Source organism: Paraburkholderia edwinii (assembly GCF_019428685.1).
In the GTDB taxonomy this organism is placed as follows: domain Bacteria; phylum Pseudomonadota; class Gammaproteobacteria; order Burkholderiales; family Burkholderiaceae; genus Paraburkholderia; species Paraburkholderia edwinii.
This window is the reverse complement of record NZ_CP080096.1, coordinates 3,225,980-3,247,386: the sequence shown is the minus strand read 5'-3', so window position 1 is coordinate 3,247,386 and position 21,407 is coordinate 3,225,980. Positions and strand designations below refer to the sequence as shown.

The 21,407-nt window shown below is 63.4% G+C and carries 20 protein-coding genes; 17 read left to right on the top strand and 3 right to left on the bottom strand.

The annotated features are described in order from the left end of the window. The first annotated feature begins 2 nt into the window (after nucleotides 1-2). The 4 genes from KZJ38_RS35820 (at nucleotide 3) to KZJ38_RS35805 (ending at nucleotide 4,165) form a co-directional block, all read left to right on the top strand. Nucleotides 3-1,607 carry a class I adenylate-forming enzyme family protein gene (locus KZJ38_RS35820; protein ID WP_219801727.1) on the top strand — a complete coding sequence of 535 codons (1,605 nt, stop codon included), beginning with the start codon at nucleotides 3-5 and terminating at the stop codon, nucleotides 1,605-1,607. A 424-nt stretch (nucleotides 1,608-2,031) separates the two neighbouring features. Next, a complete protein-coding gene (locus KZJ38_RS35815) occupies nucleotides 2,032-2,316 on the top strand; it encodes a hypothetical protein (protein ID WP_219803825.1) in 285 nt (94 codons plus the stop codon). Nucleotides 2,317-2,427: 111 nt separating this feature from the next. Next, nucleotides 2,428-3,264 carry a CmcJ/NvfI family oxidoreductase gene (locus KZJ38_RS35810; RefSeq protein WP_219801726.1) on the top strand — a complete coding sequence of 279 codons (837 nt, stop codon included), beginning with the start codon at nucleotides 2,428-2,430 and terminating at the stop codon, nucleotides 3,262-3,264. A gap of 112 nt (nucleotides 3,265-3,376) precedes the next feature. Continuing rightward, complete coding sequence (locus tag KZJ38_RS35805) at nucleotides 3,377-4,165, top strand: FRG domain-containing protein (protein ID WP_219801725.1); 789 nt, start codon at nucleotides 3,377-3,379, stop codon at nucleotides 4,163-4,165. A 72-nt stretch (nucleotides 4,166-4,237) separates the two neighbouring features. Here KZJ38_RS35805 and KZJ38_RS35800 read toward each other — a convergent pair whose 3' ends face one another. Then, nucleotides 4,238-4,438 (bottom strand): ANTAR domain-containing protein, encoded by a 201-nt coding sequence (locus tag KZJ38_RS35800; RefSeq protein WP_219801724.1) that lies wholly within the window; start codon nucleotides 4,436-4,438, stop codon nucleotides 4,238-4,240. 426 nt (nucleotides 4,439-4,864) lie between these two features. Here KZJ38_RS35800 and KZJ38_RS35795 point away from each other — a divergent pair, with 426 nt between their 5' ends. From KZJ38_RS35795 to KZJ38_RS35755, 9 genes are all read left to right on the top strand, one after another. Continuing rightward, entirely contained in the window at nucleotides 4,865-6,019 is a 1,155-nt protein-coding gene (locus KZJ38_RS35795) for a substrate-binding protein (RefSeq protein WP_425518402.1), read from the top strand. Nucleotides 6,020-6,041: 22 nt separating this feature from the next. Then, a complete protein-coding gene (locus KZJ38_RS35790; RefSeq protein ID WP_219803821.1) occupies nucleotides 6,042-6,875 on the top strand; it encodes a branched-chain amino acid ABC transporter permease in 834 nt (277 codons plus the stop codon). After that, complete coding sequence (locus KZJ38_RS35785) at nucleotides 6,868-8,703, top strand: branched-chain amino acid ABC transporter ATP-binding protein/permease (RefSeq protein ID WP_246641936.1); 1,836 nt, start codon at nucleotides 6,868-6,870, stop codon at nucleotides 8,701-8,703. The genes KZJ38_RS35790 and KZJ38_RS35785 overlap by 8 nt, the downstream gene beginning before the upstream one ends. Continuing rightward, entirely contained in the window at nucleotides 8,700-9,410 is a 711-nt protein-coding gene (locus tag KZJ38_RS35780; protein ID WP_219801723.1) for an ABC transporter ATP-binding protein, read from the top strand. Before KZJ38_RS35785 ends, KZJ38_RS35780 begins: the two co-directional genes overlap by 4 nt. Nucleotides 9,411-9,428: 18 nt before the next feature. Beyond that, entirely contained in the window at nucleotides 9,429-10,418 is a 990-nt protein-coding gene (locus tag KZJ38_RS35775; RefSeq protein WP_219801722.1) for a DUF1028 domain-containing protein, read from the top strand. Continuing rightward, on the top strand, nucleotides 10,415-11,818 hold the full coding sequence (locus KZJ38_RS35770) for an amidase (protein ID WP_219801721.1): 1,404 nt from the start codon (nucleotides 10,415-10,417) through the stop codon (nucleotides 11,816-11,818). The genes KZJ38_RS35775 and KZJ38_RS35770 overlap by 4 nt, the downstream gene beginning before the upstream one ends. Beyond that, entirely contained in the window at nucleotides 11,815-12,669 is an 855-nt protein-coding gene (locus tag KZJ38_RS35765; protein WP_219801720.1) for a nitrilase family protein, read from the top strand. The genes KZJ38_RS35770 and KZJ38_RS35765 overlap by 4 nt, the downstream gene beginning before the upstream one ends. 279 nt (nucleotides 12,670-12,948) lie before the next feature. After that, the gene (locus KZJ38_RS35760) at nucleotides 12,949-13,761 is read left to right on the top strand and encodes a DUF72 domain-containing protein (RefSeq protein WP_246642110.1); all 813 of its coding nucleotides are present in this window, start codon (nucleotides 12,949-12,951) and stop codon (nucleotides 13,759-13,761) included. A 131-nt stretch (nucleotides 13,762-13,892) separates the two neighbouring features. After that, entirely contained in the window at nucleotides 13,893-14,282 is a 390-nt protein-coding gene (locus KZJ38_RS35755; RefSeq protein ID WP_219801718.1) for a copper resistance CopC family protein, read from the top strand. A gap of 144 nt (nucleotides 14,283-14,426) precedes the next feature. On the opposite strand, the gene KZJ38_RS35750 is transcribed toward KZJ38_RS35755, so the two are convergent. Further along, nucleotides 14,427-14,780, bottom strand: coding sequence for a YkgJ family cysteine cluster protein (locus KZJ38_RS35750; protein ID WP_246642108.1), 354 nt, complete (start codon nucleotides 14,778-14,780; stop codon nucleotides 14,427-14,429). A 762-nt stretch (nucleotides 14,781-15,542) separates the two neighbouring features. Between KZJ38_RS35750 and hpnI the strand changes: the two genes are divergently transcribed. The 4 genes from hpnI to KZJ38_RS35730 all read left to right on the top strand — a co-directional run bounded on the left by hpnI (nucleotide 15,543) and on the right by KZJ38_RS35730 (nucleotide 20,214). After that, entirely contained in the window at nucleotides 15,543-16,778 is a 1,236-nt protein-coding gene (gene hpnI / locus KZJ38_RS35745; RefSeq protein WP_219801716.1) for a bacteriohopanetetrol glucosamine biosynthesis glycosyltransferase HpnI, read from the top strand. Between the two features lie 84 nt (nucleotides 16,779-16,862). Then, on the top strand, nucleotides 16,863-18,284 hold the full coding sequence (gene hpnJ / locus KZJ38_RS35740) for a hopanoid biosynthesis associated radical SAM protein HpnJ (protein ID WP_219801715.1): 1,422 nt from the start codon (nucleotides 16,863-16,865) through the stop codon (nucleotides 18,282-18,284). Between the two features lie 8 nt (nucleotides 18,285-18,292). Then, nucleotides 18,293-19,168 (top strand): hopanoid biosynthesis-associated protein HpnK, encoded by an 876-nt coding sequence (hpnK, locus tag KZJ38_RS35735; protein WP_219801714.1) that lies wholly within the window; start codon nucleotides 18,293-18,295, stop codon nucleotides 19,166-19,168. Continuing rightward, nucleotides 19,165-20,214, top strand: a complete 1,050-nt coding sequence (locus KZJ38_RS35730; protein ID WP_219801713.1) for a lysylphosphatidylglycerol synthase domain-containing protein — start codon at nucleotides 19,165-19,167, stop codon at nucleotides 20,212-20,214. The genes hpnK and KZJ38_RS35730 overlap by 4 nt, the downstream gene beginning before the upstream one ends. Before the next feature lie 7 nt (nucleotides 20,215-20,221). On the opposite strand, the gene KZJ38_RS35725 is transcribed toward KZJ38_RS35730, so the two are convergent. Then, nucleotides 20,222-21,397, bottom strand: a complete 1,176-nt coding sequence (locus KZJ38_RS35725) for a lipocalin-like domain-containing protein (RefSeq protein WP_219801712.1) — start codon at nucleotides 21,395-21,397, stop codon at nucleotides 20,222-20,224. Nucleotides 21,398-21,407 lie beyond the last annotated feature (10 nt).

The window sequence follows — 21,407 nt, the reverse complement described above, 5'->3', positions numbered from 1 at the left end:
CGATGCTGAAGCAATCCGATTCGCCGCGGAACACGGAAAGCGGCACTGAAAGTGGCACATATGGCGGCGCCGATAGCACCGCGCAAACGCTCGCGCAGGCGTTCGCTGCATACTGGAGCAAGCCGCAAGTCGCCGCATTGACCGCACTTGACGACGGCACGCGGTCATTAACGTATGCAGAGCTAGCGGATGCAACCGCGACGACCGCCGCAAACCTGTTTGCGCGAGGCCTCGCGCGCGGCGACGTAGTCGCGATCGCAATGAGCCGTTCGCTCGACGCGGTCATCGTTCTGCTGGCGGCGATCCGTTGCGGACTGTGTCCTTGTGTACTCGAACCGAAATTGCCGGCCGAAGAAATCCATGAACGATTGACGCTGGTAGGCGCGAAAGGACTGGTCTTCGATTCCGCCAACAATGAACTTGCGCAAGCGCTCAAGCTCAATCGTGGTAGCGCAATTCTGGCGATTAATTTCGCTGAACTCGATACGCACGCTGAAGCAGAATCCAAAGCCACCGATTCAACGCGCGAACCACCTATCGATGCGCAGACGCCCGCTTTGCTTCTCTTCACATCGGGAAGCACCGGCCGTCCAAAAGCAGTCGAACTGACGCAACGCGCGCTGTTGAACAACGCGCTGGGTGTAATCGCCCACACCGGCCTTTCGCCGCAAGACCGTCTGCTGCATGTGATGCCGATCTATCACACGAATGGCGTGAATAACCAGCTGTTTGCCCCGTTGCTTGCAGGCGCAACGATTGTGTTCGCCGATCGCTTCCGCGCCGACGACATGCCCGCGCTCATGGAACGGCATCGACCGACGATCATCACCGGCGTTCCGACCATGTATTCGCGCATGCTGTCGCAGACGTTCACGCCGGCGGTACTGGCATCGCTGAGAATCGCGCGATGCGGCTCGGCGCCGATTACCGAGGCGCTGCACCGCGAAGTGGAAGCGAAGCTCGGCTGTCCGCTTATCGTTTCGTATGGGTTATCGGAAGCAACGTGCACGAGCACGATGAATCCGCCCCACGCGCGCAGGATCGGTTCGGTCGGCACCGTGCTGCGCGGGCAATCGGTTCAGCTGAGGCAAGCCGACGACACGATGACGGATGCACCCGGCGTCGAAGGTGAAATCTGTATCGCCGGTCGAAGCGTGATGACCGGTTACCTCGGCGCGGAAGACGCGACCGCGCGCACCGTTACCGATGGATGGCTGCGTACCGGCGACCTCGGCCGCTTCGACGAAGACGGATACCTGTACGTCACCGGCCGTATCAAGGACGTGATTATTCGCGGTGGAGAAAACCTCTCGCCGTTACTGATCGAAAACGTGATTGTCAGCGAGACGCACGTGCAAGCCTGCTGCGTGGTCGGCAAGCCTGATAGGGATCTGGGCGAGGTTCCGGTCGCGGTGATCGTGGCAGGGAGCGATTCGACACTGCAGGCGCAGGATATTTGCGATTCGGTGCGCCGCAGACTGTCGCGCATTTACGTGCCGCACGAAGTCTATTTCGTCGACGCGCTTCCCGAGACGGCAGTCGGCAAGGTCGATCGCAAGTCGCTCGCGGGCCTGGTGCGCGATGGCTTGCTTCACGCCGTGTCATAGCTCCCGCAAGGTACTTGAGCTCGCGAGCTTGCGTAAATTCCCGTAAGCTCGCGTGAGCACACGCTTTTCACGCCGCAATTCAAAAGCGCAATCCTCAAATCTCGTTGAAGCGGCTTGCTTAAGCAGCATGGAAGCGTTCATCGCTTCTATTATGTGTCTTAACATCCGCCGCACGTCCTGCAAGCACGCCTTAGAAAATTCATTCGCCAACCGCGTGCGGGCTTGCGTTTTTCGCCAAGCATGGAATGACTTCACCCCTCCCGGATGTCGAAGTTTAACTAGCCAGCCAGGCCAGGCCTGTCGATCATGCAGATAACGGCACGCTAATGCATTCGCGTGTCCGCAGCATCGCTGTCATGCCTGTTTGTTTGCATCGAGCGTGCTTGCTAGTTGAATCAGGGCATTTTGAAGTCGGAGGGGTGCCATGCTGGGTCTCGCATCGATTTTTCGTCGGCCGCTGTTCCGTCGAACGCAGCTTTTTTCACAGTCGGACAATGCTGCGGTTGTACCCACGGTTGAATCTCGCAGCTCAAGCTTGCGAACCGATTTACGAACCGCTGGGTCCAACGAGTCATCGCACGAGCACTCGAATCGCACCGAGGCCGAGCGCCTCGAACGCGTTGCCGCCTACGCACGCGCCGGCTATTTCAACCTGGGATACACGTACGAGATGTTCCATCTCGCCGGCGAGTTGCCGCCGCCTGAATGACAGGCCGGCATAAACGGCGTGCGGGTATAAACGCATACCTGAACGCGTATTTGAGCGCATACCCGCCGCGCACGCCGAATCTGTTTTTCGCAAAAGGACGGAGTAAAACCCATGAGCGATATCGTCATCGATCAACCCGTCATGGTCGAGGCCGACCTGAACTATCTGGTGCCCAACGGCGAGCGGCCTTACCGTTATATGTACGATCCGCCGTCGGGCGTGCCGCGTGAAGCCGGCACCTACCGCGCGTATCGCATGCCGATCGTCAATGCACGCGTCGCGGCGCCGCCGGGCGGTTTATCGATCGACCGCAACGGCTTCGAACTGCATACGCATACGAGCGCACTCGCCGACTTCTCCGACGCGCGTGCCGTCGAAGCGGTGTACTACCCCGAATCGATCGAGTTGATCAAGCGCCTGACCGGTGCGCGGAGCGTAGTGATTTTCGACCATACGCTGCGCGATGCCGACCCGGCGACCCGGGCACAGAATGGCCACCAGCCGGTCATGACGATCCACAACGATCAGACCTTCGTCTCGGGCGCGCGCCGGGTACGGGAACTCGCGCCCGCTGGTGAAGCCGACGAGTGGCTCAACGGGCGCACGGCGATCATTAACCTGTGGCGCCCGATTGCTGCACCGGTCGAATCGTCGCCGCTTGCGATGTGCGATTCGCGCAGCATTGCGCCGGACGACCTGGTCCCGACCGATTTGCACCGCCAGGACGGCACCAGCGGCGAGGTTTACACCTTCGCGCATAACGCGCAGCACCGTTGGTATTACTTTCCGCAGATGACGCCCGACGAAGTCGTGCTGCTGAAAATTTTCGATTCTGCCGGAGACGGGATCGCCCGATTGACCGCGCATAGCGCATTCGAAGATCCGACCTCGCCTGCCGACGCGCTGCCGCGAAAAAGCATCGAATTGCGCTCCGTGGTGCTGTTCTGACGCGACGCAAAATACGCACGAGCGAAACAATTGCCTTCTATACTCGCGCCGAACGAGGCTAAAAAGATTAGCCTGCTACCGTTGACAGTTTTACGGGGAGGCAAACGGCGCGATGGAAACGACGGTTATCTCGAGCTGGGGCGCATTCGTCGACTTGTGTTCGGATCTCGACGGCTGGGCCTTTCGCGGGCAGCCCGACGCACGCTGGCATCTGCAAAGCTCGTTGTCGCGCTATCTGCTCGCGTATGTTGCGGACCGCGCGGAATGGCAGGCGCGTGAAGCGCGCGCGATCCGCATCTTTCGGCGCAAGGCTCACAATTACCTTGCAAACCCGGACCTGCTCAATGACGATCTGCGCTGCCTGAGCCTGATGCAACACCATGGCGCGCCGACGCGCCTGCTCGATTTCACGAAGTCGCCGTTCGTCGCCGCATTTTTCGCGCTCGAACGCACGACGACCGATGCCGCGATCTTCGCGTTGAACACACCGGCGCTATGGTGCAACAGCGCCCGCCCGAAAGCAGCGCCGATGCTCACGCGCGATGAACTCGACCCGCGCGTGAAGGGCAATCTCGAGCGGTATTTCCTCAGCAACGAAAACGAGGTGATCTGGTTCGGTGAGCCATCCGAAATGGACGGCCGCCTGATCGCGCAGTCCGGCACGTTCGTCGTGCCGGGCGTGATCGACCGGCCGCTGCACGCGATTCTCGACGATTATGAAAGCGACACCGAACTGCTGCGCAAGATCATTCTGCCGCCGGACCTGCGCAGCGACGCGATGCGCTGGCTATACCGCATGAACATCACGAACGCGTCGCTGTTCCCTGATCTCGATGGCCTCGCGAAATCGATCGCAGTTGAACTTGAAATGGTGTGGCCGAGCCTGACGTTCGGTTCATAGCGCACAGAAAAGCGCGCAACTGCGCTGAAAGGCGCGCATGAGGGCAAAGACAAAGCGCGCACGTAACGCCGCTCAAAAACTCAAAGTCTCATACGCCTTGACGATCGCGCTTGCAACGGTCTCAATCTGCTCGCGCTTGACCATCGCCTGCGAGCGTAATAACTGATACGCCTCGTCTTCGGACACTTTGCGCGCATCCATCACGATGCGCTTTGCGCGCTGGATCGTGCGCAGATTTGCCTGCTTCTGCTCGAGCCGCTCGGAGAATGTCATTCGAAAGCTAGAGCTTGTGCGATGCCGCGCATGGTTGGTGCACGCTTGCACAGTTCGCGTGCGGCTTTAGCCACCGCACATGGCGCGAGGCGCCTGTCGATCATGCCCGCAGCGCATGGCGCGGCGCAAGTGATCAATATGCGAAGTGCGTCGGCCCTTGTTGAATCGCACGTGAGCGCCGAGCCGACACCGAGCCGACGATAGTTGGCATACCCATTGCTTTTTAGAGCTTGCTGATCAGGCGCGCGCCGCCGGTCAGCCAGTCACTTACGTCGCGCACGACAACGGCGTCCCGCGCGGCAACGGCCAATGAAGCCCGACACCGGTTGATCCGGTCTCGGGCTTTTTGCGTTCGCGTTTTTCCCATTCACGTCGCACCGAAGCAGATGAGCAGATGAAATGACGGACACAAGGAGCCATAAAACAATGAAACGCCTCTCTTACGCGGCAACGGCAACCGCATTACTGATGACCTTGCACACGGCGTTCGCCGCCGACCCGATCAGGATCGGCGTGCCGGTGGGCTTAAGCGGCGCGAACAGCGTCGTTGCGCCGTCGGTCGTGCAATCGGCACAACTCGCCGTCGACGAAATCAACGCGAAAGGCGGCATTCTTGGCCGTCAGGTGAGCCTCGAAGTGGCAGACGACGGCAGCGGCGCCGCAGGTGCGCAAAAGGCGTTCGATTCGCTGATTTTCGACAAGAAGGTCAATGCGCTGATCTCGATGGAAACGAGCGCCGCGCGCAACGCGGGTTTGCCGATCGTCTCGCGCGGCAAGGTGCCGTTTATCTACACGTCGTTCTATGAAGGCCGCTCGTGTAACCGCTATATGTACGTCGACGCATGGGTGCCCGACCAGCAGGTCGCGCCGATCGTCGATTACTTCATGAAGCAGCAGCACGCCAAAACGTTTTTCCTGATCGGCAGCGACTACGCATTCGGCCGCGGCATGCTCGACTTCACGAAGAGCTACATCGAGAAGCAGGGCGGCAAGGTGGTCGGCAACGAATACCTGCCGATGGACGGCTCGGACTGGACGTCGATCATCAGTAAGCTGCAGGCGGCGAAACCCGACGCGATCATCACATCGACGGCCGGCGGTGCGCCGAACGTCACGTTGACCAAGCAGTTGCGCGCGGCCGGCATCAAGCTGCCGTACGGCAATCTCGCCGTCGACGAAGGCACGGCAAAAAGCATGGGCGCCGACGCGCAAGGCATCTACATTTCGGGTTCGTATGTCACGAACATCGACACGCCTGCCAATCATCAATTTCTCGCGGCGATGCAAAAGCGCTTCGGCGCCGATCTGAAGACGCCGAACGATCTGTCGGTGCCCGAGTACGAAGCGATCTACCTGTACAAGGCAGCGGTCGAAAAAGCCGGCACCGTCGACACCGCGAAGGTGATACCCGCGCTCGCACAAGTCTCGTTCGACGGCCCGCGCGGCAAGATCCAGATGGACAAGCAGCGTCACACGCCGCTCACGATGTATCTGGGCCAGGTGCAGGCGGACGGTTCGGTCAAGGTGATCGAGTCGTTCAAAAACGTCGATCCGGGTGCGCAGTGCCCGGCACTCAAGTAAGCGCAACGAGGCGACCGCGATGCTGAATCTGGGCCTCGATATCGTCACGACCGCAGCGATCCTGTTTATCGTATCGACCGGATTGCTGCTCGTCTTCGGCGTGATGAAAATCATCAACTTCTCGCACGGCGCATTCCTGACGACGGGCGGTTATGCGAGTGTGATCGTCGCGCAGGCGGGGCTCGGCTGGTGGTGGAGCATTCCGTGTTCGCTGGCGATCGGCTTCGTGCTCGGCATGGCGGTCGAACGCTTTATCGTGCGGCCGCTCTATGCGCGTCCGCTCGATGCGATTCTGGCGACATGGGGCCTCGGCATTATCGTCGGCCAGTTGATCACGCTCGCGTTCGGACGCGGCGTGCAGATGGTCGCGAGCCCGCTGAGCGGTGCGGTTCACTGGCTCGGCGCGCAGTATTCGGCGTACCGGCTCGTCCTCGTCGGCGTCGCATTGATCATCGCGCTGGCGCTCGGCTGGCTGCTCAACGGTACGCGCCTCGGTCTGCAAACCCGCGCGGTCATCATGAACGAAGCGCTCGCGCGCGGTCTCGGCATCAGCAGCGCGCGCGTGCGTTTCATCACGTTCTGCACCGGCGCGGCGCTCGCTTCGCTGGCCGGCTGTCTGATCACGCCGCTTGCGAGCGTCGATCCGAATATGGGTGTCGCGTGGGTGGTCGGCGCCTTCATGCTCGTGCTGGTCGCGGGCGCGTCGCTCGTCAATCTTGCGGTGGCAAGCACGGTGCTCGGCGGCGCGCAGGTGCTCGTCAGCACATTCGTCAATCCGGTGCTCGGCGGACTGACGATCGCGGTGCTCGCCGCGTTGCTGCTGCGTATCCGGCCGGAGGGCTTTGCTCGTGGCTGATCCTGTTTCGACCATGCCGTTGCGCGTGCCGGTTGCGCGGCCGTGGCGCATGCCGCTCGTCGTGGGCGTGGCCGCGCTCGCGGTGCTGGCGGTGGGCAGCGTCATACTGCCTACTTTTCTTGTCAACAACCTGATCCGCTCGTTTCTGTATGCGGCGCTCGCGTTGACTGTCGACCTGTTGTGGGGTTACACAGGGATCCTGACTTTCGGACAGTCGGCGTTCTTCGGCATTGGCGCCTATGCGGCAGGGCTCGTGTTCGTGCACGCCGGCTATTCGCCGCTGCTCGCAGCCGGCGCGCTTGCCGCAGGGCTTGCCGCCGCGTGGCTTGTGTCGCGCGCGATCGGCTGGCTCGCGTTCTATCACGGCGCATCGCCGCTGTATGCGTCGGTCGTCACGCTCGTGTTGCCGATCGTGCTCGTGCAGGCGATCTATTCGGGCGGTGAATTCACCGGCTCGAGCAGCGGGCTGTCGGGCTTCGACAGTATCGATCTGCCGCTCGAAGCGTGGTTCTTTATTGCAGGCGCCTTTCTTACGGTGCTGGCGGTGATCGCGTGGCTTTTCGTACGCAGCGACGCGGGCCGGCTGCTCGTCGCGATCCGCGAGAACGAGTCGCGCTGCGAGTATCTGGGCATCGACGTGTCGCGCTACAAGGCGCGACTGATGGACACCTGCGCGCTCGTTGCCGCCTTCGCGGGTTTCCTGTTCGCATGCGTGCAGATGGTGGTCGCGCCCGAGTATGCAGGCTTCGTATTCGGTACCGAACTCGTGATCTGGGTCGCGCTCGGCGGACGCGGTTCGCTGCTGGGCCCGATTGTCGGCGCGCTGCTGATCGATACGGGCAGCGCGTATCTGAGCGGCGATCTGCCGTATATCTGGACGCTGCTGATCGGCATCGCGTTCGTCGTGGTGATCGTCGCGATGCCGCGCGGGCTCGCGCCGCTGGTCGCCGATGGCGTGCGCGGCATGCTGCCGCGTCGTAAAGGCCCCGCGCCGGTCGCCGTGACGTTTGTCGCGGCGCCTGCGCGCGAGCGCGACGACGCGACCGGGGGAACGGCGCGTCCGGCGCTGTCGCTGCGCGGCATACACAAGCATTTCGGCAGTCTCAAGGTGCTCGACGGCATCAGCTTCGATGCGCATGCCGGCGAACTGCTGAGTCTGATCGGACCGAACGGCGCGGGCAAAAGCACGCTGATGCGCTGCATCGCCGATGGCGCGCAGCGTTCCGGCGGCACCGTCGAAATCGGCGGCGCCGAGATCCGGCGGCTTGCGCCCTATGATTGCGTGGCGCTTGGCGTCGGACGCAAATTCCAGACTGCGACCGTATTCGATTCGTTGAGCGTGGCAGAAGCATTGCGTATCGCACGCTATCGCGTCGCGCGGCCGTCGAGATGGCAACGTTCAACGACGCTCGAATTGCCGCAGCCGGCGCTCGACGTGCTGCGTCTCACGGGCCTCGATCGCATCCCGGAGCAGCAGTGCCGCTATCTGTCGCACGGCCAGAAACAGGCGCTCGAACTCGCGATGGTGCTCGCGCTCGAACCGCGCACAGTGCTGCTCGACGAACCGACCGCGGGCCTCACGAAGCAGGAGCGCACGCAGATCGGCTCGATCTTCGTCTCGCTCGCGACGCGCTACCGGATGTGCCTGCTGCTGGTCGAGCACGACCTCGATTTCGTGCGGCAGATCAGCTCGCGCATCGTCGTGCTGCATCAGGGGCGCATCGTGATGGATGGCGGTGTCGACGAAGTGGTGAACTCGGACCTCGTGCGCGCCGTGTATGCGGGCGAATCGCACACCGGAACGGCCGGCACGGAGGGCGGGGCATGAGCACATCGTCTGCAGTCGATATCGGCGCGCTGCAAAGCGGCTACGGCGAAGCGATGGTGCTCAAGGGCATCGATCTCACGCTCGCGCGCGGCGAAGTGGTCGCGATCATGGGCAAGAACGGCATGGGCAAATCGACGCTGCTGAAAACGCTGATGGGCTATATCCGCCCGAAAAGCGGCGACATCACGCTGTTCGGCGAGCGCATCGCCGGCCTGCCGCCGAACCGGATCGCGCGGCGCGACGTCGCTTACATTCCGCAGGAACAGGCGCTGTTTCAGGACCTGTCCGTCGAAGAGAACCTGAAGCTCGCGCTCGCGCGCGACCGCGATTTCAAGCCGCTTTTCGCGCGTATCGACGACCTGTTCCCGTTTCTGAAGCAGCGTTTGCGGCAGAAGGCGGGCACCCTGTCGGGCGGCGAGCAGAAAATGCTGCTCGTCGCGCGCGCGTTGATCCGCCAGCCGAAGCTGATCCTGATCGATGAAATCACCGAGGGCATGCAGCCATCGGTAATCGAACGGCTGGTCGGCATTCTGACGCGCGAGCGCGACCGTTCCGGTACATCGATGCTGCTCGTCGAACAGCACGTTCACTTTGCGTTTGCTGTCGCGAATCGCTATGCGGTGCTCGAACTCGGCGAGATTCCGGCTGTGGGTTCGACAGCGGATCCGGCAGCTCAAGAAACCGTTGCGCGCTTTTTATCGCTCTAGCCACGGAGACCGTTTTTCATGACTTTTTCGATTGTCGCGCGCTGCCCGGCCAGCGGCGCGCTCGGCGTGGCTGTCAGTACCGCGGTGCCGGCCGTGGGTGCGATGTGCATCTATGTACGCGCGGGCGTTGGCGCGGTGTCCACGCAATCGTGGGTCAATCCGTATCTCGCACTCGACGTGCTCGAACTGCTCGAGCGCGGCGCCGATGCGGAGAGCGCGCTCGCGCAGGCGCTGGGCGGCGACCCGGCTGCGGATTTGCGGCAGATCGGCGTGATCGGCGAGCGCGGGCACGGCGCCGCATGGACCGGTGCGCAATGCACGGGCTGGGCCGGGCAGCGCACCGGCGCCACGTATTCGGTTCAGGGCAACATGCTGGTCGGCGCCGCGACGCTCGATGCGATGCAGGCCGCGTTCGAGGCGACACCCGATCTCGCGCTCGAAGAACGTCTGATGCAGGCGCTCGAAGCCGGGCAGGCTGCGGGCGGCGATATGCGCGGCCGGCAATCCGCCGCGCTCAAGGTCATGCGCGACGAAGCGTACGCATGGGTCGATGTGCGCGTCGACGAACATGAAAACCCTGTGGCCGAACTGCGGCGCGTATTCGAACTCGCGCGGCGCCAGGTGACGCCATTCGTCGAAGGCATGCCGACGCGCGACGACCCGGGTCGTGCGCCGCCACCCGCGGTCACGCGTATGTTGCTGACGCCGCCGCCGTCCCGCCCGGGAGCGACGCAGCGGGCGCGCGGCACGGCCGATGAACGCATCGATGAACTCGCGCGCTGGATCGGCGTCGAGTTTGCGGACGATCGCATTGCACACAATCTGTCTGTGTACCGAACGATACTCACGGAGATCGACAAGCTGCGCACGCTCGATTTGTCGGAGCGTCATCCGGCGATCGTGTTCGATATGACGCGCGTTTATCACGCAACCGAGCGCACCACTGAGCGCATGACCGAGCGCACAGCAGAGCACACAGCCGACCGCGTCGCCGGGGAGCGCCCATGAGCGACGTCGACGATCTGACTTCACTCGCCGCGCGCATCGCGCATGGCGACGTCTCTCCGGTCGACGTGATCGACACGCTGCTCGCCAGTATCGAAGCCCTCGACGCCGACGTGCTCGCGTACGAATGCCTGAACCCGCGGGTCCGGGCGGACGCCGAACGCTGTGCGGAGGAAATCGCGCGCGGCGAGCGGCGCGGACCGCTGCATGGCGTGCCGATCGCCGTCAAGGATAACTACCTGACGGCCGATATGCCGACCACCGCGGGCAGCCGCGCGCCCGGCTATGCGTTCCCCAACGCGGACTCGGCGGCGGTCGCGCGCCTGCGCGCGGCGGGCGCGGTGCTGATCGGCAAGACCCGCACGCACGAGTTCGCATGGGGCACCGAGACGCCGCCGACGTGCAATCCATGGGACCTGTCGCGCATTCCCGGCGGCTCGAGCGGCGGGTCCGGCGCGGCGCTCGCGGCAGGCCTCGCGTGCGGCGCGCTCGGCTCGGATACCGGCGGCTCGATCCGCATTCCGGCGAGCCTGTGCGGCGTGGTCGGCCTCAAGCCGACGTTCGGTCGCGTGAGCCGCGCGGGCATCGTGCCGCATAGCTGGTCGCTCGATCATGCGGGGCCGCTGACCTTGTCGGTGCGCGACGCCGCGTTGATGCTCAACGTGCTGGCCGGCTTCGACGCGCGCGACGCGGGCAGCGCCGACATGCCTGTGCCCGACTTCACCGCCCAGCTCGATGCGGGCGTCGCGGGCTTGCGCATCGGCGTGTGCCGCAATCACTTTTCCGGCGCGAATGAAGTCGACGTCGAAGCGCGCGTCGAACAGGCGATCGCCGATCTGGCCGCGCTCGGCGCGCAAATCGTCGATTTCGACGTGCCGAATCTGCAATACGGCCTCGGCGCGATCTACGCGATCGAGCTCGCATCGTCGAGTGCATATCACGACCGCGGCCTGCAACAGGGCGCAACAGCCACGATGAACGACGACGTGCGCACGCTCATCGAGATCGGCCGCATGGTGACGGCAGCGGATTACCTGAAAGCCGAGCAGCTGCGCACACTGCTGATCGAGGATTTCAACGCGGTGTTCGAACGCGTCGATGCGATCGTGACGCCGACATCGCCGGTGACCGCATGGCATCGCGGCCAGGCGTCGGTGATCACCGGCGGACTCGAGGAAAGCCCGCTGGCGGCGTCGTGGCGGCTCACGTATCCATTCAATCTGACCGGCTTGCCGGCCCTGTCTCTGCCATGCGGTTTCGATGCGCGCGAATTGCCGGTCGGCCTGCAGGTCGTCGGCAAGCCGTTCGACGAAGCGACTGTGCTGCGCGTGGCGCAAGCCTATGAAAACGTGCATCGCTGGCATGCGATGCGCGCGCCGATCGCGAGGAGTATCGCTCAATGAGCACAGGGAATGAAAGCAAGCTGGGCGTCGCCTGCATCCAGATGGAGCCGGAAGTCGGCGCGAAGGCGCGCAACGTTGCGCGCACGATTGCGTTGATCGAAGAAGCCGATGCACGCGGCGCGCGTCTGATCGTGCTGCCGGAGCTATGCAACTCAGGCTACGTGTTCGAGACGCGCGAGGAAGCATTTGCGCTGTCCGAGACGATCGGACACGGTGAGACGATACGCGCGTGGGCAGCCCTTGCCGCGCGGTTGAGCGTGACACTCGTCGCCGGCTATACGGAACGCGACGGCGACGTGCTCTATAACTCGGCGGCGATCATTGGGCCGCAGGGCGTGCTTGGCAATTACCGCAAGCTGCATTTGTGGGGCGACGAGAATCTGTTCTTCGAGCCGGGCAATCTCGGCGTGCCGGTGTTTCATACGCCGTATGGGCGCATCGCGTGCGCGATCTGCTACGACATCTGGTTTCCCGAAGTTTTCCGGCTCGCTGCGCACGGCGGCGCGGACATGCTGTGCGTGCCGACCAACTGGGTGCCAATGCCGGCGCAACCGGCGGGCTTGCCGGTCATGGCGAATCTGCTCGCGATGAGCGGAGCGCATTCGAACGGGTTGTTCGTCGCCGCCGCGGATCGCGTGGGCAACGAGCGGGGACAGCCGTTTCTCGGCTGCAGCGTGATTGTCGACGCGCACGGCTGGCCGGTTGCCGGCCCCGCGAGTGCGACCGACGAGGAGATTCTTGTTGCGCAGGTGAATCTTGCCGATGCGCGCCGGCATCGGCAACTCAATGCGTTCAACCATGTGTTGCGCGATCGCCGGCCGGAGGTGTACCGGTTAGCGCGCGAAGGATGACGCGCAGCCCCGCGCGATTCGCTACACTGGAGCGATATGAACGCGTAAGGGGAGACGTCATCGATGGCAGCGCGCAAACCGGCCGCGAAGGCGGCGAAATCAACGACGGCTACGACGAAGGCGCCGTCGAAACGCGCTTCGGGCGCGGCAGGTACTGCGGGGGTGGCGGCTAAGAAAGCGCCGGCCACCAAGGTAGCGGTCAAGAAAGCGGCGGCCGCGAAGGCACCGGCTGCTGAGAAAGCGCCCGCCCAAAAAGCCCCGGCTACGGCCGCCACCGCCGTGGCTTCAACTACCCCCAACATCCGCGTCGGCATCGGCGGTTGGACCTTCGCCCCGTGGCGCGGCATCTTCTACCCGGAAGATCTCACGCAGAAACGCGAGCTCGAATACGCGAGCCGCCAGCTCACGACGATCGAAATCAACGGGACGTTCTATGGATCGCAAAAGCCCGAATCGTTCGCGAAGTGGCACGACGAGACGCCCGACGATTTCGTCTTCTCGCTGAAAGCGCCGCGTTTTGCGACGCATCGGCGCATCCTCGCGGAAGCGGGCGAGTCGATCAAGCGTTTTATCGCGAGCGGCGTGCTCGAACTGAAGCACAAGCTCGGGCCGATCAACTGGCAGTTCGCGCCGACCAAGCAGTTCGATGAGCAGGACTTCGACGCATTTCTATCGCTGCTGCCGAAAGAGGCCGGCGGCCGCGCACTGCGTCATGCAGTCGAAGTGCGGCACGAGAGCTTTCGCAACGAAGCCTTTGTCGCGCTTGCACGCAAGCATGGCGTGGCGATCGTGATGGCAGGCGATTCGAAATACCTGCAGATCGCCGATGTCACCGCGCCGTTCGTCTACGCACGCATCATGGGCACATCCGATGCATCCGAACGCGGCTACGATGACGACGCACTCGATCTCTGGACCGCGCGGATGCAAACATGGGCGTCAGGCGGTCAGCCGGCGGGCCTCGAAACCGTCGCGAAGCCGGGCACTGCCGGCAAGAGCCCGCGCGATGTGTTTCTGTACGTGATCAGCGGTTTCAAGGAACGCAATCCGGCGGCAGGTATCGCCCTGATCGAGCGCCTGAAGCGGGGCTGAAATCGCATGTTGAAGCCGCATTCGAAACCGCATTTGAAACATTCAGCGGCCGCGCCGTGTCGAACCTGCCACCGGCGCATCGACCGTTTGTCGATGCGATGACGCATCCACTGTAACCGCGACGAAGTCTCATGTTCTGGAAAACGAAAGAATTCAACACCGCGCGCAAGCGTATGACCGTCTCCGCGCTGTGCGCCTCGGTGCTGCTCACCACGCAGACGGCATTCGCACACGTATTCCCGTCGCAACAGGAACCGGCATCGGGCGCAACGGTGTCCGCGCCGGCGCAAGTCAGAATCACATTCAACGGTCCGCTCGAGCCCGCATTCTCGTCGCTGACGGTCACCGACGCGGCGGGCAAGCCGGTAACGACCAGCAAGGCGAGCATCGACGCGAAGGCGCGCGATGTGATCAGCGTGCCCCTGTCCGAGCTCGCGGCCGGACAGTACACCGTGCATTGGGTCGCGGTCGCGTCCGATGGGCATCGCACGCACGGCGACTATACGTTCGATGTGAAATAGGTGTGACAGATCGCGGCAAAGCGGGAAGCGGCTGAACCTCGGAACCGTCAAGCGCGACCGGCTAACACCGCATCGTCCTTAAGTCGCCCTTCAGTCACCCTTAAGCCGCCCTTAAGCCGCCCTTAAGCCGCCCTTAAGCCGCCCTTAAGCCGGCATCGCGGCTAGCGGCGGCAAGCCGGCCCTTTCGCGTAGCCGCTGGCAATCCGGATTAGGCGAGCCGTCGTCGGCCCAGACGCGAAATTCGCGGCACGGCGACGGCCGCTGTGCATAAATCGCGCAATGAATGCCGGGCTTTCCGACTTCACCGCGCAAGGCGACGCAGCGCCCATAGCCCGCTTCGGTGCCCTTCATGCAAACGATATACGGGTTCACCTGGCTCACGAGCTCGTCGGGCACGGTGCCGCCCGCGCCCGTCATTTCGCCCATATACATCGATACCCGGAAGTATTGGCAGCATGCGCCGCACGAGAGGCACGGATTGGCGTCGTCGTTCACCATATCGGCAAAGATCCGATTATCGTCCTGTATATCGAGCAATTGAATGGCGTCGCTACTTTGCATTTGAAAAATCGTCAAAAATCCATTTTTCCAATAGCGAAAAAGTTTATTGTGTTTAGAGCCGTCGCGGCGTAGCTTTACCGCAAAACCTGTCGCCGGAAATCTAAAAAGCCTGCAAACAGGGCACTTTGGCAGAATGCGACGCATCACGGCGCCCTCCCGCTGCTCATGTCAGCTTAATGTTCCTATAAGGATCCGCTGCTAGTATTGTTTGTGCGGATTCACTTGCCGCGACACGTTTTTATTTGAAAGAAATAATTATCGGTTTCGTAAGGATGGCTCTGCCATACCTAACGGAATCGCAAGCATTCTTTTGCGCGCGCTGTAGTCAGATCGATGAAACAATTAATGCTTGAGACACCCTGCACCTGCCTTTCGGCTAACGGTGCATTGCTCCATTTCCAGCCACGCGATCGCGGCCGCGGTTGCGCGCATCGGAGAGCGGACTATCTCACCCGGCTAAGAGGCTCGCCTGCGCTTGGTTTGCGCGAGGTCGATGCACGTGCGTTCCTGTTTGGATAACCTCTATCCCGACTTTGGCAATTTCTGCACCAACATCTACGCTTCACATGCAAACCTTACGCTCGGATTGGACGACATGAGCGGAGTGCTCTCGATGTTAAACAGACCAATCAGTCCAGGCACGTCTCGTCTGTCGACGCTATTGCGCGGTCAGCGCTTCGCCAGGGAGGCTCGGGTCCGATGACCGCGAACTGGACGTCCTATGCGCAATGGCTTCTCGCGGTGATCTGCTGCGGCGCGACGGTCTATGCAGGATTGGCGGCCGGCCTGCTGCGGCGCACGGCGCAAAGGCGCCCTCGCAAAGGGCAGTCGCAGCCGGTGCCCGCGGCGCTTGGCGCCGTCAGCATACTGAAGCCGCTGTGCGGCGCGGAGCCGCGGCTCTACGAAAACCTCGCGTCGTTCTGCGAGCAGACTCACCCGTGCTTCCAGTTGCTGTTCGGCGTGTCGTCCGCGCACGATCCGGCAATCGCCGTCGTGCATCGGCTGCAGGCCGCCTATCCGCATTGCGACATCACGCTCGTCGTCGATGCGCGCGTGCACGGCAGCAATCTGAAAGTCAGTAACCTGATGAATCTTGTCGAACACGCACGATACGATCTGCTCGTCGTTGCGGACAGCGATATCGCCGTCGCGCCCGACTATCTGCAGCACGTTTGCGCGCCGCTCGCCGACCCGCGCAACGGCGTGGTGACGTGCCTGTATCGTGCAACCGGCATCAAGGGCTTCTGGTCGCGCATCGGCGCACTGTTCGTCAACGAATGGTTTCTGCCGTCGGTGCTCGTTGCGCATGCAACAGGCTCGCGCGAGTTCGGCTTTGGCGCGACACTCGCGCTGCGCCGCGATACGTTCGAGCGAATCGGCGGCTTCGAGCCGCTCAAGGATTGTCTCGCCGACGACTACTGGCTGGCCGGGCACGTGCGCCGGCTCGGTTTGCGCACGGTTTTATCGAAAATGATCGTCGCAACCGACGTGATCGAAACGGGCTTCGTCGCGCTCTGGCATCGCGAAACGCGCTGGCTGCGCACGATCCGCTCGGTTAATCCGGCGGGCTTCGCCTTCCTGTTCGTCACCTTTACGTCGCCGTGGCTGCTGCTCGGCGCGCGGCTCGCGGGCGCCTTCCACGCAGAAGCCACGCAACCGGTCGCGGCGGCGGCGATGACAGCGATCACGTGCGCCGGCTGCGTCGCGCGGCTGGCGATGCATATTCATGCGACACGCAACGGGCGGACCTTCTGGCGCGACCTGCCGCTCGTCCCCTTGCGCGACGCATTGCTGATGTTACAGTGGCTCGCCGGTGCGTTCGGGTCCTATGTGATCTGGCGCGGCGCGCGGGTGCCTGTCACGACGCGGACCGCGGCAAGCGGAACGCCAAAGCTTGATGCGGTCGAGGTGCTCGAAGTCTCCGATGGCCGATAAACCCCGAGCGCGCAAATATCTGATAATTCCATGACTGAACGCAACGCTGACACATTGCAGGGCGGAGTGACAACGACCATGAGCATGAAGACATTGTTCTTGCAGGCGCCGTCGTATGACGGATTCGATGGCGGCGCGGGGTCGCGTTACCAGGCGAAGCGCGAAATCCGCTCGTTCTGGTATCCGACGTGGCTCGCGCAGCCGGCTGCGCTCGTGCCCGGCAGCCGCGTGCTCGACGCGCCGGCCGACGGCATCTCGGTTCAGGAAACGCTGAAGATCGCCGAGCAGTACGACCTCGTCATTATTCACACGAGCACTCCGTCGTTCCCCACCGACGCATCGTTTGCCGAAGACCTGAAGAAGCACAAGCCGTCGATCATCGTCGGCATGGTCGGCGCGAAGGTGCAGGTCGATCCGCACAACTCGCTGACCGCAACCGAGGCGATCGATTTCGTCTGCCGCGAGGAATTCGACTTCACCTGCAAGGAACTCGCCGAAGGCAAGCCGTTCGCGGAAATCAAGGGCCTGTCGTGGCGCGCGAAGGACGGTTCGATCGAACATAACGAAGCGCGTCCGATCCTCGAGGACATGGACTCGCTGCCGTTCGTCGCGCCGGTCTATAAGCGCGATCTGAAGATCGACAACTACTTCATCGGCTACCTGAACTACCCGTATGTCTCGCTCTATACGGGCCGCGGCTGCAAGTCGCGCTGCACGTTCTGCCTGTGGCCGCAAACGGTGAGCGGTCACCGCTATCGCGTGCGGTCGGTCGAGAACGTGATCGAGGAAGTGAAGTGGATTCGCGACAACATGCCGGAAGTGAAGGAAGTCATGTTCGACGACGACACCTTCACTGACGACGCGCCGCGCGCCGAAGCGATCGCGCTCGGCCTGGGCAAGCTCGGCGTGACGTGGTCGTGCAACGCCAAGGCCAACGTGCCGTACAAGACGCTCAAGATCATGAAGGAGAACGGCCTGCGTCTGTTGCTGGTGGGCTTCGAATCCGGCGACGACCAGATTCTCGTCAACATCAAGAAGGGCGTGCGCACCGATTTCGCACGTCGTTTCAGCGCGGATTGCAAGAAGCTCGGCATCAAGATTCACGGCACATTTATTCTCGGCCTGCCGGGCGAGACGCAGGAGACGATCCGCAAGACCATCGAGTACGCGAAGGAAATCAATCCGCACACCATTCAGGTGTCGCTCGCGGCGCCGTATCCGGGCACGACGCTCTACAAGCAGGCGGTCGAGAACGGCTGGATGGAAGAGAACAAGGTCATCAATCTCGTCAGCAAGGAAGGCGTGCAGCTCGCGGCGATCGGTTATCCGCACCTGTCGCGCGACGAGATTTATCACCACCTCGAGCAGTTCTATCGCGAGTTCTATTTCCGCCCGTCGAAAATCTGGGAGATCGTGCGCGAAATGCTGATGAGCTGGGAGATGATGAAGCGCCGCCTGCGTGAAGGCGTCGAATTCTTCCGCTTCCTGAGGGCGCACGAGGCGTGACGTCCTCCATGCGATCGCCCGGCCGCGCGCTGATTCTGACCGCCGACGATTTCGGTCTGCATGAGCGCGTCAACGAAGCGGTCGAGCGTGCGCATCGGCATGGCGTGCTGAGCGCGGCGAGCCTGATGGTCGGCGCGCCGGCTGCGCGCGACGCGCTCGAGCGCGCGCGGCGTCTGCCGCAATTGCGCGTCGGCCTGCATCTGGTGCTGGCCGACGGCGCGGCAAGTTTGCCGCGCGACGAGATACCCGCGCTCGTCGATGCGCACGGCCGTTTCGGCGACAACATGGTGCGCGACGGTTTCCGTTTCTTCTTCCTGCCTCACGTGCGCGCCCAGCTTGCGCGTGAAATTCGCGCCCAGTTCGAAGCGTTCAAAGCGACCGGCTTGCCGCTCGATCACGTCAACACGCACAAGCATTTCCATCTGCACCCGACGGTGCTCTCGCTGATTCTCCGGATCGGCCGCGACTACGGCATGCGCGCGATGCGGCTGCCGTACGAAGCGCACTCGCCCGCGTGGATCCGCCCCTGGATGGCGAGCGTGCGCGCGCGGCTCGAGCGCGCGGGCATCGCGCACAACGACTATGTGGTCGGCATCGCGCATACGGGCGGCATGGACGAAGCCGTGCTGCTCGAGACGCTCGCGAATCTGCCGCCCGGCGTCGGCGAGATTTATTGCCATCCGGCGACGGCAGGCGAAGGCGCGCTGTCCGACGGCATGCGCCGCTATCGCCATACCGATGAACTGAACGCACTGCTGTCGCCGCGCGTCGCGGTGGCGCTGCGCGCGGCGTGCGCGACGCGCGGCGGCTTTAGCGATGTGTTCGGCGATGCACGATCGAACGGCGCGCATGACGGGTCGCAAAACGGGGCGGTGCTGTCATGAAGTGGCTGCGTTTCGTGGGCTGGCCGGTCGGTATCGCGATTCTGATCGCGCTGACGCTGCATCTGCGCGTCGGCGACGCGCTCCAGATGATCCGGCACGCCGGCTGGGCATTGCTGCTGCTCGTGCCGCTGCATCTGCTACCGCTGCTGCTCGACGCGCAGGCATGGCGGCTTCTGCTCGACCGGCGCGCGTCGCTCGGCTTCCTGCTATGGGTCGCGACGGTGCGCGAAGCGGTCAACCGCCTGCTGCCCGTAGTCGGTATCGGCGGCGAAGTGATCGGTATCCGGCTTGCGCAATGGCGCGTTGCCGACGGCAGTTTCGTGAGCGCGACGGTCATCGTCGAAGTGATCGTGACGCTTGCGGTGCAGTACGCGTTCTCGGCAATCGGCATCGTGCTGATCGTCGCGTCCGCGCAAAGCTCGGGCGCCTGGCATGCGATCACGCTTGGCCTCGTGCTCTCGTTGCCGCTGCCGGCCGCGGCAATCGTGTTCCTGCGGCGCGGTGGCATTTTCCATGCGATCGAGCGCTGGGCGGGGCGGCTTTTCGGCGAGTCGCATCCGCTATTGCAGCGTATCGACGGCAAGCGTCTCGATGCCGATATCGACGCGCTGATGGTGCGTTCGGGCTTGCTGCTGCGCGCCTTCCTGTGGCAGCTTTCGGGCTATGTGCTCGGTGCGCTCGAAGCGTATGTCGCGCTTGCGCTGCTTGGCCATCCGGTGTCGATCGGCGGCGCGATCGCGATCGAGGCGATCACCCAGGCGGTGCGGCACGCGGCGTTCTTCGTGCCGTCGGGGCTTGGCGTGCAGGAGGCGTCGGTGGTGCTGCTCGCGCAGATGTTCGGCGTCAGTCACGACGCGGCGCTGTCGCTTGCGTTTATCAAGCGGATACGCGAGGTGATTTTCGGCTGTCTCGCGCTGATCTCGTGGCAAGGCGCCGAGATGCTGCGGCGCGTGGCGGCAGAGCGGCAAGGACAGTTGAGCGACGCGGCGCCGGTCGCGATAGCGCGTGTCGAGAAGACGCACAAGCCGGTGACGTCGGAAAGCTGAACAGGGCTCACAACTGGAGCCGCGCAACGTATCCCGTCAGTTCCAGATAGCCGTGTGCGAGCGGCTTCTTCGCTTCGTTTGAACTCGCCGCTGCCGCCGTAACCGTGACGGCCCCCTCCCAATAGACCGCGCCTGTACTCGCGCGGCTATCCACTTCCTGATCGTCGAAAAGCGGCGTCAGCGTCAGATGCAGATCGCCGGCATCGACGCGCATCGTCACCGGATAGCGCGCATCGGTATGCGGCGAGCGCCACCAGCGCAGCGGCGTGAACACAACGTCCGCGGGCGCAAGCTCACGTGACGAACCGTCCGCGCGCCGCAGCGTGCCGCCTGCCCAGAACTTGCGGCCCGCCTTGTCGCGAATCTGGAACGCCATCAGTGCACTGCCGTCGTCGAAGTTGAGGCCGATCCAGTCCCAGCCGATCGCCTCATCGGCGAGATACGCCGTCGACCATTCATGATCGAGCCACGCAATCCCTTGCACGGGCTCGGCCTTACCGCCCGACGCGCGATTGCGCGTGAGCATGCCGGTCACGTGCAGCGCCGGCTCGCTGTAGTAGTAGCTCGCCTGGCTCGCGAGCGGCCCCTTGCGGCTATAGCCTTGCGCGCCGTTGAGCAGCACGCGCTGCGTCGGCTGCATCGTAAAGGCCATCTCGAAGTTCGCGGCGTCGATCTCGACCTTGTACGCGCCGTCGCGCGCGTCGCGCACGAGCGACCACGCGCCGATCTGCACGCTCGTGTCCGCTTCGCTCGCCTGCGCGAGACCGAAGCCGCTGCGCGCCGAGCGCTGATCGTGCTGCAGTTGGCCGGCTTGCGGATCGCTGAGCGCGACATTCGCGAACAGCAACTGATGCGGCGCGAACCGGCTTGGATTCGCATCGTCGAGCGCGGGCCGGGAGCGGAAGAACGTCACCTGAAAGCCAAGCGCGCTGTGATCGGCGGTGTAGAGCCAGCCGGTCGCGTACCACCATTCGGTGCGGTACTGCGGGTGCGCGCCGAAGTCGCGCGGAAAGACGAGCGTGCGGCCCGCGGTGACGGGGGGATAGTCGGGTTCTTTTGCTGAAGCTCGCTGCGGCCGTAGCAGCGGCAACAACGACGCAAGCGGAACGATCGGCCTGAGCACCGCCACCGGCAGCAAGGAAGCGAGCGCGCGAGGCAATGCGAGGAAGGTGCGGCGTTTCATTGTCATCGGC

What these genes read in the sequence shown, in the direction of transcription:
- KZJ38_RS35820 (WP_219801727.1), top strand. Translation starts at nt 3, where the DNA reads ATGCTGAAGCAATCCGATTCGCCGCGGAACACGGAAAGCGGCACTGAA.
- KZJ38_RS35815 (WP_219803825.1), top strand. Translation starts at nt 2,032, where the DNA reads ATGCTGGGTCTCGCATCGATTTTTCGTCGGCCGCTGTTCCGTCGAACG.
- KZJ38_RS35810 (WP_219801726.1), top strand. Translation starts at nt 2,428, where the DNA reads ATGAGCGATATCGTCATCGATCAACCCGTCATGGTCGAGGCCGACCTG.
- KZJ38_RS35805 (WP_219801725.1), top strand. Translation starts at nt 3,377, where the DNA reads ATGGAAACGACGGTTATCTCGAGCTGGGGCGCATTCGTCGACTTGTGT.
- KZJ38_RS35800 (WP_219801724.1), bottom strand. Translation starts at nt 4,438, where the DNA reads ATGACATTCTCCGAGCGGCTCGAGCAGAAGCAGGCAAATCTGCGCACG.
- KZJ38_RS35795 (WP_425518402.1), top strand. Translation starts at nt 4,865, where the DNA reads ATGAAACGCCTCTCTTACGCGGCAACGGCAACCGCATTACTGATGACC.
- KZJ38_RS35780 (WP_219801723.1), top strand. Translation starts at nt 8,700, where the DNA reads ATGAGCACATCGTCTGCAGTCGATATCGGCGCGCTGCAAAGCGGCTAC.
- KZJ38_RS35775 (WP_219801722.1), top strand. Translation starts at nt 9,429, where the DNA reads ATGACTTTTTCGATTGTCGCGCGCTGCCCGGCCAGCGGCGCGCTCGGC.
- KZJ38_RS35770 (WP_219801721.1), top strand. Translation starts at nt 10,415, where the DNA reads ATGAGCGACGTCGACGATCTGACTTCACTCGCCGCGCGCATCGCGCAT.
- KZJ38_RS35765 (WP_219801720.1), top strand. Translation starts at nt 11,815, where the DNA reads ATGAGCACAGGGAATGAAAGCAAGCTGGGCGTCGCCTGCATCCAGATG.
- KZJ38_RS35755 (WP_219801718.1), top strand. Translation starts at nt 13,893, where the DNA reads ATGTTCTGGAAAACGAAAGAATTCAACACCGCGCGCAAGCGTATGACC.
- KZJ38_RS35750 (WP_246642108.1), bottom strand. Translation starts at nt 14,780, where the DNA reads ATGGTGAACGACGACGCCAATCCGTGCCTCTCGTGCGGCGCATGCTGC.
- hpnI (WP_219801716.1), top strand. Translation starts at nt 15,543, where the DNA reads ATGACCGCGAACTGGACGTCCTATGCGCAATGGCTTCTCGCGGTGATC.
- hpnJ (WP_219801715.1), top strand. Translation starts at nt 16,863, where the DNA reads ATGAAGACATTGTTCTTGCAGGCGCCGTCGTATGACGGATTCGATGGC.
- hpnK (WP_219801714.1), top strand. Translation starts at nt 18,293, where the DNA reads ATGCGATCGCCCGGCCGCGCGCTGATTCTGACCGCCGACGATTTCGGT.
- KZJ38_RS35730 (WP_219801713.1), top strand. Translation starts at nt 19,165, where the DNA reads ATGAAGTGGCTGCGTTTCGTGGGCTGGCCGGTCGGTATCGCGATTCTG.
- KZJ38_RS35725 (WP_219801712.1), bottom strand. Translation starts at nt 21,397, where the DNA reads ATGAAACGCCGCACCTTCCTCGCATTGCCTCGCGCGCTCGCTTCCTTG.